The organism is Nocardiopsis sp. JB363, assembly GCF_900143625.1.
GTDB lineage: Bacteria > Actinomycetota > Actinomycetes > Streptosporangiales > Streptosporangiaceae > Nocardiopsis.
In genome coordinates this window covers 65,433-79,666 of sequence record NZ_FRFF01000125.1, presented here as the reverse complement: position 1 = coordinate 79,666, position 14,234 = coordinate 65,433, and the positions used below count along the sequence as shown (strand labels likewise).

Genomic DNA, 14,234 nt, shown 5'->3' with positions numbered 1-14,234 from the left:
ACGACCTACTCCTGTGGACGCTTTCGTGTGCACCCGGGTGACCGGAGTGGGACGACGAGCGGGACCCCCGTACGCGGATGCGGCAGTACTTCGACCTCGTGTCGGTACACGGCGCTGAGCGACGACGCGGTGAAGACGTCGGCGGGGGTGCCCTGCGCTGCGACCCGTCCTCCGGAGAGTACCGCCACACGATGGGCGTACGCGGCCGCAAGCCCCAAATCGTGCAGGACCACGATAACCGCCCCACCGTGGGACGCCAGTGTACGCGCGATGCCCAGAACGAGCTCCTGGTGCCGGATGTCGAGGGCCGCGGTGGGTTCGTCCAGCAGGAGCAGGGCGGTGTCCTGGGCCAATACCCGGGCGAGCATGACGCGGGCTCGCTCGCCGCCGGAGAGAGTGGGGAAACGTCGATCGGTGAGGTCTTCGACACCGACCCGTGCCATGGCCTCGCGCACGAGTCCGGCGTCCTCTTCGGGGGTGCTCAGTCCGGCCCAGGGTGCCCGTCCCATGGCGACGATCTCGTGCACGGAGAACGGGAAGCCGACCGCGGCCTCTTGGGGCAGGACGGCGCGGCGCAGTGCGAGTTCGGGCGGTGTCCACTCCCCCAACGGCCGGTCGAACAGACTCACCGAGCCCGCGTCCCTCTCCCCCTTGCCGGGCGCCCCGGTGACGTCCCCGGACACCGCGCGCAGCAGCGTGGACTTACCGGCACCATTGGGACCGACCAGGGCCAGCAGCTCACCGGAGCGGACGGTGAGGTCGACCCCGTCGAGCAGGGCCCGCCCACCCCGGCGAACGGTGACTCCCTCCGCTCGGACCACGGTGCTGCCGGGTTCGAGGGGTTCGGGCCGGTCGGGTGCGCGGGTGAACGGGGCGACGGCCGCCGCGAACCGGCGGCGCAGCAGGGAACCCGTGGTCATGACCAGCCTCCTTGCTTGGCGCGGGTGCGGTGCAACAGGTAGAAGAAGAACGGTCCGCCCAGGGCGGCGGTGACCACGCCGAGCGGGATCTCCGCGGGGGCGGCCGCCGTGCGGGCGAGCAGGTCGGCGGCGAGCAGGAGCAGGCCACCGCCCAGCGCCGAGGCCGGCAGCAGCACCCGGTGTCCGGGGCCGGTGACCATCCGGATGATGTGCGGGACGACCAGTCCGACGAACGCGACGATGCCGGCGAAGGCGACCGCGGCGGAGGTGAGCAACGCCATCGCGGTGATGAGCACCAGACGCATGCGTTCGACGTCGACGCCCAAGTGGCGGGCGGGGCCCTCGCCGAGGGCGAGCAGGTCGAGTTTGCGGGCGTAGAACGGGATGACACCCAGGCCCAGCAGCAGGCACGGCGCGATCGCGGCGACCTTGGACCAGGTCGCGGTGGAGACGCTGCCGAGCTGCCAGAAGGTGATGGTCTGGATCTCGGCGTCCTGGGAGAAGTTGGTCATCAGCCCGATGGCCGCACCGGCGATGGCGTTGACCGCGATGCCGGTGAGCAGCAGGGTGACGACCTCGGTACGGCCGCCGGATCGCGCGAACACGTACACGAACAACGTGGTGATCAGGCCGAAGACGAACGCCGACGCGATGATCGTCCAGTGGCCGAGCACCGTCAGTCCGGTGAAGATGACGACGATCGCGCCGACGGCCGCGCCGGAGGAGACACCGATGACGCCGGGTTCGGCGAGGGGGTTGCCGAAGATGCCCTGCATCATGGCGCCGGCGCTGCCCAGAGCGGCACCGACCATGACGGCCAGGACCACACGGGGCAGACGCACGTCCCACAGGACGGTCCGGGCGATCTCGTCGGGCAGGGCACCGATCCGCACACCCACCGCGTCCAGGAGGGAGGCGGCGACCTGGCCGGCGGGGATCGGGTAGGCGCCCACACCGGCGGCGATCACGGACACGACGACGAGCCCGACGGACAAACCGCTGATCAGCAGGGTCGCGCGCAGATTTCGACCGAGGGTTCCGGGGGTGGGGCGCTGCGACAGGGCGGTCACTCGTCGACGCCGGTCTCACCGGTGGCCGCGGCGAGTTCCTCCGCCAGGGTGGTGATGACCTGAGGGGTGCGGGGGCCGAAGTTGAGCAGGACGCCGTCCTCGAAGTCGATGACGGCCTGGTTCTGTCCGGCGGGGGTCTGCGCCACTCCGGGGATCTCGGCGAGCCCCGCGACGCCGCCGACCGATTCCAGTCCCTTGGTCATGACCAGCAGGACGTCGGGTCGGGCCTCGATGAGCGCCTCGGTGGTGATGGGTGTGAAGGGTGTGGTCAGTCCCATCTCGACCCCGGCGTCCCGGGCTCCGATCTCGTCGAGGAGGGCGTCGGCGCCCGATCCGGGGCCGCCGAGCAGGTACACGCCGGCGGTGCCGCGCAGGTAGAGGAAGGCGACGAGGGGGTCGCCGGCGGTCTCCAGGGAGCTCTCGCGTACCCCGGCCATCTGTTCCCGGGTGCGTTCGGCCAGGAGGGTGCCGGAGGCGGGAACGCCCAGGGCTTCGGCGACGCGTTCGAAGCGGGGGTACATCTCGTCGATGGACCAGGCCTCCTCGACGATGACGACGGGGACGCCCGAGTTCTGGATCTGTTCGATCACCTCGGGAGGGCCGGTCTGGGTGTCGGCGAGGATCACGGTCGGTTGTAGGGCCAGGACCGTCTCGGCGGATACCTCGTGGCCCTCGCTGACGACGGGCAGGTCGGCGGCCTCGTCGAAGGTGGCGGCCACGTCGCGGCCGACGACGTTGTCGCCCAGGCCGAGGGTGAAGACGATCTCGGCGAGGCTTCCGGTGAGCGGGAGGACGCGTTCGACGTCGGTGACCTCGACGTCCTCGTACTCCAGGGGGTCGGAGGAGGAGCGGTAGGGATCGAGCACCACGGATTCGACGGTGACGGGGAGTTCGGGGGTGGCGGTCTCCGCCAGAACCTGGAGGCGGTTCTCGGACAGGTCCGGGATGCCGCCGTCGTCCCCTGACGCGTTCACGGGGGCGCCGGAGCCGGTGCAGGCGGTCAGGGCCATGGCGCAGGCCACGGCGAGGAGCCCGAGGACACCGCGCCGGGGGTTCGCCGGGGCGCTGCGCCCTCTCGGGTGGGGTCGGGGGACGGCGTGGGGCATGGCGATCGCTTTCGATTGAGCCGGGATACCGGACGGGGCCGCGGATCCGGTCGCGAAAAAACCCGGATATGACAGGTCGTCAGCATCTTGACAACCGTGTCCCGTCGGTGGTCAACTATTTCGGCGCCGGGATCGAGTTAGGCAAGGCTCACTTCACCAAGGTAAGCATAACCTAAAGGCGATTCCCCACCTCACGCGGAGGTCGGTCCCCCGTCCGACCCGCCCGATAACAAAGGCCCCTGATGCGAGCAGCGGTTCCCCTCCGTGGGCTTGTCCCACCCCTGGCCATCGTCGCCGCGGCGACGATTCTGGTCGCCGGCGCACCCTCCACGGTGTTCGCCGAACCCTCCAGCGAACCCGTCCATCCCCGAACCACCACCGTGAACCGAACCCAGGGGCTCGACCCCGAGGGCGACAGCGTCACGGTCTCCGGGATCGGGCACACCCCCGATTCCCGGATCGAGATCACCACACGCGCCGTTCCCTCCGAGGTGACCGACGCCGCCGTCCTCGACGAGGACAACACCGTCACCACCGACGTGGACGAACACGGCCTGTTCAGCGTCACCCTCGACACCGGTGTCGGCTTCGCCGCAGAGGCGGGCCTCGACACCGGCGAGGACCCCTTCGAGATCGTCGTCCTCGACGTCGAGGGCTCGATGGACACCGAGGACGAGGAGCCCGAGGAACCCGAGCCGACCGAGGAGACGGTCGAGGCGGACGATGCGGACGAGGCCACCGATGACGTGGTCACCGCTCCCGGTCCGGGGATGAGCGCCCCGGTGCTCGCCCCAGCGGCGCCCGCCGTCCCCGCGGTCGTGGCCGCGGTACCGGTCGCTTTCGCCGTCCCGGCCTCCGTCCCCGAGAGCCGGCCGCGGCCCGCTCCGGAGAGCGCGCCTCAGGCGGCTCCGCGCAACGCACCTCAGACCGTGCCCCGGACACCCGGCGACCTGTCGCTCACCGTCTCCAAGACCAGCGGGCTCGACCCCGACGGGGAGACCGTGACCGTCACAGGTTCGGGCTACGACACCGCCAAGGGCATCTACGTGGCCCTGTGCGACACCGCCAACGCGAGTTCCAGTGCCGCGCCCGGGCCGTGCATCGGCGGTGTGGACATGGAGGGCGAAGGCGGTTCGTCCGCATGGGTGTCCAGCAACCCGCCGCCCTATGGCGAGGGACTGGCCACCCCCTACACGGGTGGTGGGACCGACGGCGGCTTCACCGTGGAACTGTCCGTCAAGGCCAAGGACGACAACACCGACTGCACCACGGGCGCCACCGAGTGCGCGGTGGTGACCCGCAACGACCACACCCGTTCCAGCGACCGAAGCCAGGACGAGTTCGTCCCGGTGACGTTCGCGGGTCAGGCGGGCGACGGTGGTGGCGGATCCGGATCCGGTTCCGACGAGGGGTCGGGCTCGGGCTCGGGCTCCGGTTCGGGGAGTGCGAGCGACGGTGGCTCCGGTGAAGGCGCCACGGGCGGATCCGGTTCCGGTGGTTCCGGTGGTGAAGGGCCCCTCGCCCGCACCGGTGCCCCACTGCTGGGCCTACTGCTGACCGCCGTGGTGGCATCGCTGGCCGGCGTCACCGCGCTGGTGGCGACCCGACGCCGCACCACCGGCACCGACCCGACCACCGCGTGACCCACCCCCGTCCCGGTGATCACTTCAAGCTCAGGCGTCACACGAGTGCGCACGCCTGGGTGGGCGGAGGCGAAGCCTCCCCCATATAACGAGACAACCTCATGAGGGGTGGAGGCACCACCCCCACCTCGAAGGCTGTGGACAACCGCCCCCTGTCGCAGGAACCCCTTCTCCCTTAGGAACCGCTCTCCCTCCGTGGGTACCGCAGCGCCCGCTCAGCGCGGACCCGATGCGCGATCGAGACCGGTCACCCGTCCATCCCCCGACACGATTGGACCCACCGATCACATGAGCACCAACACGACCCGTGAGGCCGGCGGCGCGGGCAGAGCCCGTCGAGCGCTGCGCTCCCTCACCGCCTACGTGGGCGCGGCCGCCCTCGGGGCCTCCCTCACCGTGGCGGCTGCCCCTGCCGCCATGGCCGACGAGGCGCCCGTCTCCCTGGACGGCGGTTCCGCCACCTGGGGCGTCAAGGAGTCCTTCCGCAACTACATCGGCAGCCCCATCGCCGCCGGTGAGATCACCGCGTCCGACGGCGCGAGCGTCAACGACGACGGAACCTTCGACTTCCCCACCGTGGACGGCTCCGTCTCCAAGGAGGACGCCTCCGGCGAGGTGAGCTTCGGTGGCACGGTGGTCTTCGCCGGCCACGACCATGGTCAGGGCGCGGTCCTGGAGGTCCAGGTCGCCGATCCGCGCGTGGAGTTCGACGGAGACGGCTCCGCCACCCTCTACGCCGACGTCACCAGCCGCGAGTTCAAGGGCGCGGACCCGAGCCTGCCCCCCGGTGGCCTGATCGAGTTCGGCGAGGTCCCCGTGGCCGAGCTGACCGGCGCCGAGCTGACCGTGGACGGCGACGACATCGGCTTCACCTCCGAGGCCGGCACCCTGCACGCCGACGCGGTCGAGGCCTTCGCCGACTTCTATGGCGCGGGCGATCCCATGGACCCGCTGTCCTTCACCACCACGGCAGTGGAGGGCGGCGACCCCGGGGAGCCGGGGGAACCCGGCGAGCCCGGTGAACCCGCCCACGACCCGAAGGTCACCGTCTCCAAGACCCAGGAACTGAACCCCGAGGGTGAGTCCGTCACCGTCGACGGCACCGGTTTCCGTCCCGGCCAGGGTGTCTACGTCGCGCTGACCGCCGAGGAGCAGTCCTCGGACTCCTACCCGGCCCACCACACCGGCGCGGTGTGGCTGGGCGGGACCGACGCCCCCGGTGACGAGGGCACGTTCTCCACCGAGGTCGAGGTGTCCGGCACCTACGACAACGAGGGGACGACCTACGACTGCGTCGAGGACCAGTGCCACATCGCGGTCTTCAACGACCACACCGACATCGGCAACCGCGACCAGGACGTGTGGACCCCGATCTCCTTCGCCACCGAGGACGACGGCGACGACGAAGGAGATGGCGGCGATGACGGTGACGGCGGGGAGCTCCCCGAGGGCGACCAGACCGTGTTCAACGGTCGCGCCGACTGGGGCGTCAAGGAGTCCTTCCGCAACTACATCGAGGGCGACATCGCCGCCGGTGACATCACCGTGTCCGACGGCGCCACCCGCAACGACGACGGCACCTTCTCCTTCACCGACGCCAACGGCGAGGTGAACCTGGACGACGTCACCGCCGAGATCGACCTCACCGGCACCGTGCTCTTCGAGGGTCACGTCTACGGTGACGCCGACCCGCTGTTGTACATGTCCGTCACCGATCCGCGTGTGGAGATCGACGGCGAGGCGGGCACCCTGCGCGCCGACGTGGTCAGCAAGTCCCTGACCGACGCCGAACTCCTCACCTACGACGACGTCGCCCTGGCTGACCTGGACCTGTCCGGTGTCGAGGCCGAGGTCGACGAGGGCGTCCTGAGCTGGGGCCCGATCCCGGCCACCCTCACCGCCGAAGGTGTCCCCGCGTTCGCCGACTTCTACGTCGAGGGCGAGCGGTTGGACCCGATCTCCCTGGCCTTGAGCGTGGACGAGGACGTCGAGGTCCCCGGTGGCGGTGACGGCGGCAACGGTGGTGGCGACGGCGACCCGACCCCCGGCCCCGGTGACGGCGGCGGTGGTGACGACGGTGGCAAGCCCGGTCTGCCCAGCACCGGTACCGCCCTGACCGGGCTGCTGATCGCGGCCGTGGTCGCCGTGACCGCGGGTGGCACGGCCATCGTGGTCTCGCGCCGACGCACCGACGCGGAGGCCGAGGTCTAGGCACCCCGGTCCGTATTCGGAAACGACGAAGGCCTTGGCTCACCCGCGAGGGTGGGTCAAGGCCTTTCGAGTGCGACCGGAAGGCCGCCTACTTCATCATGTCCTCGTATGCCTGCTTGCACTCCGGGCACACGGGGAACTTCTTCGGGTCGCGGTTGGGCACCCATACCTTGCCGCACAGGGCGATCACCGGATCGCCGCTCACCGCACTCTGGGTGATCTTCTCCTTCTGCACGTAATGGGCGAACCGTTCCCGGTCACCATCGTCGTGCGAGATATCCGGCTTGGTCTCGCTGTCCGGAAGAACCTTGTTCAGGACGTCCATCGACATCGTCCTCACACCTTTCAACGTCTGGATCCCACGGTATAGGGTGCCGTGGCCCATCTCATCTCCCCGGGGAGAAGTGCCCGCTCAGTTCATGGTGGGATCGTCCGGATAAGTGGACAACAAGGCCATCTCCCCGCCCTGCCGGCGCAGGACCCGCGACCACAGCCCCTCGGGGTCGCCACCGAACAGGTCGTCGGCGAACGCGTCGACCACGAACCAGGCGCCCTCCTCGATCTCCCCCGCCAACTGCCCCGAACCCCACCCGGCGTACCCGGCGAACACGCGCAGCGCGGCGAGTGAGGAGCCGAGCACCTCGGGCGGGCCGTCCAGATCCACAACGCCCACACCGTCCAGCCCTGTTCCGGGGAGCACGTCCTCCAACGGAGACCAGCCCGGCGGGGCCTCCTCTGGAGCGGCGCTGCCCAGGGCGATACCGGAATCGGTGCCCACCGGCCCGCCCGCGAACATCACCGCCGGGGAACTGACGTAGTCGCCCCAGCGGGACACCACCTCGTCCACCAAAAGCTCCAGCGGCCGGTTGAGGATCACTCCGAGGGTGCCGTCGGCGGCGTCGTCGATGACGAACACCACCGAACGGCGGAAGGAGTCCTCCTGAAGCAGGGGGGCGGCCACCAGCAGGCGCCCGGTCAGAGTCGACTCGTCCATGGTCCACCTTTACCCGAAAAGCGACCGACGAGAGACCTCCTCAGGGAGGTTCGACGAGGCTGTTCAGCCCTGAGCGGCCTGACTGCGTTGGGCGACCTCACGGACCGCGTTGGCCACGTGGCCGGACAGGTCCGCGTGGAAGACGCTCGGGATGATGTAATTCGGGCCGAGTTCGTCCTCGGTGACGACGTCGGCGAGGGCCTCGGCCGCGGCGACCATCATGTCCGAGGTGACGTTGTGGCTCTGGGCGTCCAGCAGGCCACGGAAGAAGCCCGGGAAGACCAGCACGTTGTTGATCTGGTTCGGGTAGTCGCTGCGCCCGGTGGCGACGACCGCGGCGTGCAGGTGCGCGACGTCCGGGTCGACCTCCGGGTCGGGGTTGGCCAGCGCGAAGATGATCGAGTCCTCGTTCATCTCGGCGATGTCCCCGCCGTCGAGCAGGTCGGGGGCGGAGACCCCGATGAACACGTCGGCCCCGGCGACGGCGCCCTTGAGGTCGCCGCTGTAACCGGCCGGGTTGGTGTGCTCGGCGATCCAGCTCAGGTTCTCGTCGTGGTCCTCACGACCGGTGTGGACGGCCCCGTGCACGTCGTTGACGATGACGTCGCGCGCTCCGGCGTGCATGAGCAGCTTGAGGATGGCGGTGCCGGCCGCACCGGCGCCGGACATGACGATGCGGACCTCGGACAGCTTCTTGCCGACCACGCGCAGGGCGTTGCGCAGGGCGGCCAGGACGACGATGGCGGTGCCGTGCTGGTCGTCGTGGAAGACGGGGATGTCCAGGAGTTCGCGCAGACGGGCCTCGACCTCGAAGCAACGCGGGGCGGAGATGTCCTCCAGGTTGATGCCGCCGAAGCCGGGGGCGATCAACTGGACGGTGCGGACGATCTCGTCGACGTCCTGGGTGTCCAGGGCGATGGGCCAGGCGTCGATGTCGGAGAAGCGTTTGAACAGGGCGGCCTTGCCCTCCATGACGGGCATGGCGGCTTCGGGGCCGATGTTGCCCAGTCCCAGGACGGCGGAGCCGTCGGTGACCACGGCGACGCTGTTGCGCTTGATGGTGAGGCGGCGGGCGTCGTCCTTGTTGGCGGCGATGGCCTGGGAGACGCGGGCCACGCCGGGCGTGTAGGCCATGGAGAGTTCGTCGCGGTTGCGCAGCGGCACCTTCGACTTCATCTCGATCTTGCCGCCGAGGTGCATGAGGAAGGTGCGGTCGCTGACCTTGTGGACCGTGACCCCGTCGACGGCGCCGAGGGCGTCGACGATCGACTGTGCGTGTTCTGTGTCGCGGGCGGCGCAGGTGACGTCGATGCGGATGCGCTCGTGGCCTGCGGCCGCCACGTCGAGGGCGGTGATCATGCCGCCGACCTGCTCCACCGCGTTGGTGAGGCTGCCGACCGCGCTGCCTCCGGCGTCCAGTTCCAGGCGGACGGTGATGGAGTACGAAACGCTGGGAAGGGTGGCCACGTGTTGCTCCTTGGCTTTGGCTGGTGTCATGCGTCCGCGGGGCGCACCGGCGGCTCTCCCGTGGATGTACGGACCGACCTCGGGATGGCTGTGGCCCTGTACGCCGTGGGTCCACCCCGGTGGCTCTGGTCGGCTCTCGCCCGCCGGAATCACGGGTCCGCGTCCGTGCCGGCGACGCGTCCCGCCGTGGACATCCGTCGAGGGGGTGCCTTCGGGGGCGGGGCTCGGTTGCCGGCCGGGGGCTGGCTGGGAACCCACAACCGAGTCGCTTCACCCTACCCGAGTCAAGGGGGAAACGTCAGCACAAGAGGACAATTAACCCCTTCGGAAAAAATCGCATTAATTACTTTCCCTGGCACGGTCCTCGGCGGCCCGGACCACCATGTCCGCACAGGCGTCGGTGGAGAGCACGGTGGAATCGACCACCAGGTGGTAATGGCTCGGATCGGCCGGATCGACCCGGTAGAACCGGCGCACGTAGGAGGCGCGGGCGCGGTCGTTGTCGTCCAACAGCTTCGCGGTGGGCGCGGTGGGCCCCCATCCCTTGCCGCCGCACTCCTCCCGGTCCCCGAGTTCCCACAGGCGGCGGGCGCGGCGCAGGCGAGCCTCGCGGCTTCCGATCAGCCGCACGTGCACGGCGCCCGGGTGGTCGGCCAGGATCACCGCGGCGGCGCGACCGAGGACGACCCCGCCGGCGCGGGCCACGTCCTTGATGACCAGTTCGGTCTGTTCGACGAACTCGTGGTCGTACAGAAGACGACCCTCGTCGTCGGTGGCGCCGAAATAGGCGGTGTCGACACTGCCGATGGTGACGGTGGGCAACCGGGCCGCACCGGCGAGGAGCCGCTCGAAGCCACCGGGCGCACGGTCGTCGCGTTGCAGGACCTCGTCGAGTGAGCAGCCGATCTGTTCGGCGACGGCGCTGGGGACCGCGCGGTCGAGGAAGGGGACGTGGAGTCGAGCGGCGACGGCCGGGCCGATCACGCTGCCGCCGGCGCCGAAGGCGGCGGAGACGGTCACCACGGGGGCTCCGCCGGGGTGTGGAATGTTGTTGGTCGCCATGGTCCACCTGCCGGGTCGCACTGTGGACCGCGTGCTCGCGGTCCGCCGTGTTGTTCTTTTACCCGACGCGGGGGCGACCATCCCACCCGTCTTCACTACGGCAAATACCGCATGATTTGCCACAAACAGGTGAAAAGGGTGCGGAACCTCCGGCCGGTGACCGTTCAAAGAATTCTCGGAGAACGGTCACCGGCCGGTACCCGGTCAGAACAGGGCGGAGGTGAGCTTGCGGCGAGCCGCGCTCACGCGCGGGTCCGCGGCGGGCAGCAGGTCGAACAGGGCCAGCAGGTGTGCGCGGGCCTTGTCCCGGTCCTCGTCGGAGGTGCGCTTGACCGTCGCGATGAGCCGGTCGAAGGCGTCGTCGAACTTGCCGCCGTACATGAAGACGTCGGACAGGGTGATCTGGGCGTCCACGTCGTCCGGGCGGTCGGCCGCGGCCTGTAGGGCGGTCTCGGGGTCGACGTCCTGGAGCCGGCCGATCAGGCGGACCTGTGCCAGCTTGGCCTTGATCTCGGCGTTCTTGGGGTCGGCGGTCAACGCCTTCTCGAACACCGCGGCGGCCGCGTCGAAGTCCCCCCGTTCCAGGGCGGCCTGCACCTCGACGTCGATCGGGTCGGCCTCGGGTTCGGGTGCGATTTGTTCCTCCGGCATCGCGGAGGGGTCACCGTCCACCGTGCCGGGGTGCCCGGGCGGGAGCATGCCCTGTTGGGACAGGGCGCCGAAGACCTGGGTGAGTCCGTCGCGGAGCTGCTCCTCGGTCGCCGGTCCCTGCATCAGGGGCATGACCTGACCCTGGATGGCGATGATGATGCTCGGGGCGCCCTCCACACGAAGCGCCTGCACCAGCTGAGGGCTGCCCTCGCTGTCGATCTTGCCCAGGATCCAGTTGCCGCCGGAGCCCCTGGAAAGGTTGTCCAGGGCGTCCTCGACCTGTTTGGACTGCTCGGACCAGCCCGCCAGGACCGCGAGGACGATCGGGGACGACAGAGAGTTCTCCAGCACCTGCTGGAAGTTGGCCTCGTCGACGTTGACGGCATAGGGGTTGGTACGACCGGCCGACTCGTCGGCGCGCTGCTTGGCCTCACGTTCCAAGGCCGCCTTGCGCGCCCCGAGGTCGACCGCACTGTTCGGTGAAAAGTCCGAAGGCTGCATACTCCCCATCCTGCCCCATCCCGAGGCGGTACGAGGACTCCGTACCGCCTCGGGCCCGAAGCCCGGGGCAACGGGTGGGTTGACGGAGGACCGTCAGAACTGCGGGTCCTCCGTGTAGGTGCCGAACTCCTCGCCCATGGTGGCGCAGATCTCGCCGAGGGTCGCCTCGGCTCGGGCCGCGTCCATGATGAGCGGAACGAGGTTGCCGTCGTCGGCGCGTACGCCTTCCAGGAGGCGGGCCAGGGCACGGTCGACGACGTCCTGGTCGCGCGCGGCCCTACGGTCGGTGAGGACGCGCTTCTGCTCGTGTTCGACCTCGTGGCTGATCTTGAGGACGTCGAGCTCGCCGGAGATCGTGTTGGTGTGGCAGTTGACGCCGACGATGCGTTTGTCGCCCTTCTCCAGGGCCTGCTGGTACTGGTAGGCGGACTCGGCGATCTCGGCGCCGAAGTAGCCGTTGTCGATTCCGGCGAGGATGCCCGAGGTCATCGGGCCGATGGCGTGTTCGACGTCGTCACCGCCGCCCATGTAGCGGATGTGCGCGAAGATGCGCTCGGCCTCGGCCTCGATCTCGTCGGTGAGGGCCTCCACGTACCAGGAGCCGCCGAGCGGGTCGGCGACGTTGACCACGCCGGTCTCCTCCATGAGGACCTGTTGGGTGCGCAGGGCGATCTCGGCGGACTGCTCGGTGGGCAGGGCCAGGGTCTCGTCGAGCGCGTTGGTGTGCAGCGAGTTGGTTCCGCCCAGGACCGCCGAGAGGGCCTCCACGGCGGTGCGCACCACGTTGTTGTAGGGCTGCTGCGCGGTGAGGGAGACCCCCGCGGTCTGGGTGTGGAAGCGCAGCCACTGGGCCTTCTCGCTCTTGGCGCCGTAGACGTCGCGGATCCAGCGGGCCCAGATGCGGCGTGCGGCGCGGAACTTGGCGATCTCCTCGAAGAAGTCGATGTGGGCGTCGAAGAAGAACGACAGGCCGGGGGCGAACCGATCGATGTCCAGGCCGCGGGACAGGCCGAGTTCGACGTAGCCGAAGCCGTCCGCGAGCGTGTAGGCGAGCTCCTGGGCGGCCGTGGCCCCGGCCTCACGGATGTGGTAGCCCGAGACCGACAGCGGCTTGAAGGCGGGGATGTTCTCCGCGCAGTACTCCATCAGGTCGCCGATGAGGCGCAGGTGGGGCTCGGGCGGGTACAGCCACTCCTTCTGGGCGATGTACTCCTTGAAGATGTCGGTCTGGAGGGTGCCGTTGAGGGTGCCGATGTCGACGCCTTGGCGTTCGGCCGCCACTAGGTACATGCAGAACGCCGGGATGGCGGGGCCGCTGATGGTCATGGACGTGGTGGTCTCGCCGAGCGGGATGCCGTCGAAGAGCAGGTCCATGTCGGCCACCGAGTCGATGGCCACGCCGCAGTGACCGACCTCGCCCAGCGACTGCGGGGAGTCGGAGTCGTAGCCCATGAGGGTGGGCATGTCGAAGGCCACGGACAGTCCACCGCCGCCGGAGGCGAGGATCATCTTGTAGCGCTCGTTGGTCTGGCGTGCGTTGCCGAAGCCGGCGAACTGGCGGATGGTCCAGGCCCGGCCGCGGTAGCCGGTGGGGTAGAGCCCTCGGGTGTAGGGGTACTCGCCGGGCCAACCGATGCGCTCGAAACCGGGGACCTCGGCTCCGGGTCGGGGCCCGTAGACGGGTTCGAGGGGCTTCCCGGACAGGGAGGTGAAGTCGGCGTCCCGTGTGCGAGCGGTGTCGTACCGGCGCTGCCAGCGTTCGCGCCCGGCCTCGATGTCCCGGGCCTCGCCGCCGTTGGTGAGGTCTCCTGTGCTGTTCGCCATACCAGAATAGTAGGACGTCCAACTAAATATGTACAGCGGAGGAATCGCGGGCGCAGCGCGTCGCCGGCGGTCCGCCGGTCAGGCGCCCCGCGCCTCCTTCGCCGCCGGAGCGGGGAAGTCGCCGAAGTCCACCCGGAGCCGCACGAACATCTCGTGCATGCGCCACAGCTCCTCCTCGGAGTAGCAGCCCATGGCGAAGTCCATGCCCAGGAGAGCCTGAGTGGCTCCCTCGGTGACTTCGCGGCCCGTCTCGGTGATCTCCGCCAGCACCCCCCGACCGTCGCTGGGGTTGGGCATCCGCAGCACGAATCCCTGCCCCTCCAACCGGTCGATGGTGTTGGTGACACTGGTCGGGTGCACCATGAGGCGCTCACCGATCTTGCCCAGGGGCAGCGCCCCGGAGGCGCTGAAGGTGAGCAGGACCAGCGCTTCGTAACGGGCGAAGGTCAGACCGAACGGCTTGAGGGTGCCGTCCAGCTCGCCGATGAGGATCTGCTGCGCACGCATGAGCGAGGTGACCGCCGCCATCGCGGGCGAGGCCCCCCATCTCTGACTCCAGTTGTCGTGCGCGCGTTCGATCGGGTCGAACGGAAGGTTCAAAGGGTTTCCCACGCCGTCACTCTAGGTGGTGCGTTCGGTGGCGGGCCCCGCCGAGGGGTGCGGGCGGAACCGACCGGCACCGAAAATCCGGAGGTCGACCTGCGACTTCGTGGATCGTTCGGAGAAACCTGCCGTGCGGGCGTTGACGCCGCCCGGAATTGTTAGTTAAGTTTCCTAAAAATTAA

At 69.5% G+C, this 14,234-nt stretch carries 12 protein-coding genes; 2 read left to right on the top strand and 10 right to left on the bottom strand.

Annotated elements, in window-relative coordinates:
- Positions 1–5 precede the first annotated feature (5 nt).
- From BQ8420_RS18665 to BQ8420_RS18655, 3 genes are read right to left on the bottom strand one after another with little or no spacing between them, the layout of a single operon-like run.
- Positions 6–920: a heme ABC transporter ATP-binding protein gene (locus BQ8420_RS18665; protein WP_087100417.1), complete on the bottom strand. Its 915-nt coding sequence runs from the start codon at positions 918–920 to the stop codon at positions 6–8.
- Entirely contained in the window at positions 917–1,990 is a 1,074-nt protein-coding gene (locus BQ8420_RS18660; protein ID WP_087100416.1) for an iron ABC transporter permease, read from the bottom strand. The genes BQ8420_RS18665 and BQ8420_RS18660 overlap by 4 nt, the downstream gene beginning before the upstream one ends.
- A complete protein-coding gene (locus tag BQ8420_RS18655) occupies positions 1,987–3,096 on the bottom strand; it encodes a hemin ABC transporter substrate-binding protein (RefSeq protein ID WP_087100415.1) in 1,110 nt (369 codons plus the stop codon). The genes BQ8420_RS18660 and BQ8420_RS18655 overlap by 4 nt, the downstream gene beginning before the upstream one ends.
- A gap of 242 nt (positions 3,097–3,338) precedes the next feature.
- On the opposite strand from BQ8420_RS18655, the gene BQ8420_RS18650 reads away from it, so the two are divergent.
- Together BQ8420_RS18650 and BQ8420_RS18645 are read left to right on the top strand one after the other, a co-directional pair.
- Entirely contained in the window at positions 3,339–4,739 is a 1,401-nt protein-coding gene (locus BQ8420_RS18650; protein ID WP_087100414.1) for a cell wall protein, read from the top strand.
- A gap of 288 nt (positions 4,740–5,027) precedes the next feature.
- A complete protein-coding gene (locus BQ8420_RS18645) occupies positions 5,028–6,950 on the top strand; it encodes an HtaA domain-containing protein (protein WP_087100413.1) in 1,923 nt (640 codons plus the stop codon).
- 88 nt (positions 6,951–7,038) lie between these two features.
- On the opposite strand, the gene BQ8420_RS18640 is transcribed toward BQ8420_RS18645, so the two are convergent.
- From BQ8420_RS18640 to BQ8420_RS18610, 7 genes are all read right to left on the bottom strand, one after another.
- The gene (locus BQ8420_RS18640) at positions 7,039–7,281 is read right to left on the bottom strand and encodes a DUF3039 domain-containing protein (protein WP_087100412.1); all 243 of its coding nucleotides are present in this window, start codon (positions 7,279–7,281) and stop codon (positions 7,039–7,041) included.
- An 81-nt stretch (positions 7,282–7,362) separates the two neighbouring features.
- Positions 7,363–7,944, bottom strand: coding sequence for a YqgE/AlgH family protein (locus BQ8420_RS18635; RefSeq protein WP_087100411.1), 582 nt, complete (start codon positions 7,942–7,944; stop codon positions 7,363–7,365).
- A gap of 63 nt (positions 7,945–8,007) precedes the next feature.
- A complete protein-coding gene (locus BQ8420_RS18630; protein ID WP_087100410.1) occupies positions 8,008–9,411 on the bottom strand; it encodes an NAD-dependent malic enzyme in 1,404 nt (467 codons plus the stop codon).
- Between the two features lie 339 nt (positions 9,412–9,750).
- Positions 9,751–10,473 carry an AAA family ATPase gene (locus BQ8420_RS18625; RefSeq protein WP_087100409.1) on the bottom strand — a complete coding sequence of 241 codons (723 nt, stop codon included), beginning with the start codon at positions 10,471–10,473 and terminating at the stop codon, positions 9,751–9,753.
- A gap of 204 nt (positions 10,474–10,677) precedes the next feature.
- The gene (locus BQ8420_RS18620; protein WP_087100408.1) at positions 10,678–11,625 is read right to left on the bottom strand and encodes a tetratricopeptide repeat protein; all 948 of its coding nucleotides are present in this window, start codon (positions 11,623–11,625) and stop codon (positions 10,678–10,680) included.
- A 93-nt stretch (positions 11,626–11,718) separates the two neighbouring features.
- The gene (locus BQ8420_RS18615; RefSeq protein ID WP_087100407.1) at positions 11,719–13,449 is read right to left on the bottom strand and encodes a methylmalonyl-CoA mutase; all 1,731 of its coding nucleotides are present in this window, start codon (positions 13,447–13,449) and stop codon (positions 11,719–11,721) included.
- A 78-nt stretch (positions 13,450–13,527) separates the two neighbouring features.
- A complete protein-coding gene (locus tag BQ8420_RS18610; protein WP_087100406.1) occupies positions 13,528–14,049 on the bottom strand; it encodes a MarR family transcriptional regulator in 522 nt (173 codons plus the stop codon).
- Between the last annotated feature and the right edge of the window lie 185 nt (positions 14,050–14,234).